This window comes from Dietzia aerolata (assembly GCF_014144865.1).
Classification (GTDB): Bacteria; Actinomycetota; Actinomycetes; order Mycobacteriales; family Mycobacteriaceae; genus Dietzia; species Dietzia aerolata.
The window spans coordinates 1-1,368 of sequence record NZ_JAALDM010000320.1 but is presented as its reverse complement, the minus strand read 5'-3'; the positions used below and the strand labels follow the sequence as shown (position 1 = coordinate 1,368).

The window sequence follows — 1,368 nt, the reverse complement described above, 5'->3', positions numbered from 1 at the left end:
GAGGTGTTCAGGGCGAGGCCCCTCGCCCTGATCACCTCGCTACTCGCCCTGGGCGTGGCGATCGCGGTGGCGGCGGGATTCGAGGCCGGCGGCGAGCAGTACCAGTGGGTCGAATCGCGGCCGTGGATCCCGGCGTTCGGCGCGACCTACTCGCTCGGCGTGGACGGCGTCGCACTGGTCATGGTGCTGCTGGCGACCGCGCTGATGCCGTTGCTCCTGCTCGCGGGTTGGCGCGATGGCGGTGGCTCGGGCAGCTCGGGCGGGGCTGACGGGGCTGGCGGCTCCGGCGGCGACACGGACAGCCGGCACGCGCAGGCGTACCCCGCGCTCATGCTGGCCACGCAGGCGCTCGCGCTGGTGACGTTCCTGAGCCTGGACGTGCTGCTGTTCTACGTGGCGTTCGAGGCGATGCTCATCCCGCTGTACTTCCTCATCGGCATGTTCGGCGGCGGCGAGAAGGGCGCGCGCGACGACGGGACCTGGCGCTCCCGCGCGGCCGTGCGGTTCCTCATCTACAACCTGCTCGGCGGGCTCGTCATGCTGGCCGCGCTCATCACGCTGTACGCCTACACCGCGGCGGCCGACCTCGGGCCGGGTGGCGGCGGCACCTTCGACCACCGCGTCATCACCGCCGCGGTGGCCGACGGCAGCCTGCAGATCCAGCCTGGCGCGATGCTGTGGTTGTTCGCCGGGTTCACTCTTGCGTTTGCGATCAAGGCGCCGCTGTGGCCGTTCCACTCGTGGCTGCCCGGCGCCGCCGTGGCCGCGACGCCCGCCTCCGCGGTGCTCATGATGGCCGTGGTGGACAAGGTCGGCACGTTCGCGATGCTGCGCTACAGCCTGCCCCTGTTCCCCGAGGCCGCGCGGACCGCGGCGCCGGTGATCATCACGCTCGCGGTGATCAGCGTGATCTACGGCGGACTCATGGCGATCGCGCAGTCCGACATGCTGCGGCTCATCGCGTACGCGTCGATCTCGCACTTCGGGTTCATCGTGCTCGGCATCTTCGCGGGCACCACGCAGGGCGCCGCCGGGTCGACGCTGTACATGGTCAATCACGGGCTGGCCACGGCCGCACTGTTCCTGGTCACCGGGTTTCTTGTGCACCGCCGCCGCACCCGCGAGATCGGCGACTACGGCGGCGTGCAGCAGGTCGCGCCCGTGCTGGCCGGGGTGTTCCTCATCGCCGGACTCGCCACGCTCTCGCTGCCGGGACTCGCGCCGTTCATCTCCGAATTCCTGGTGTTCGTCGGCACCTTCGGCCCATACCCCGTGGCCGCCGTGCTCGGCACCGCGACGTTCGTGCTCGCCGCGGTCTACGTCCTGTGGACCTATCAGCGCGTGTTCGGCGGGCCGGTCAAGGAGGGG

General features: G+C 70.9%; 1 protein-coding gene. It reads left to right on the top strand.

The features are described 5' to 3' along the window. A partial coding sequence (locus tag G6016_RS15970; protein ID WP_182633585.1) for an NADH-quinone oxidoreductase subunit M occupies positions 1-1,368 on the top strand: 1,368 nt, incomplete at both ends.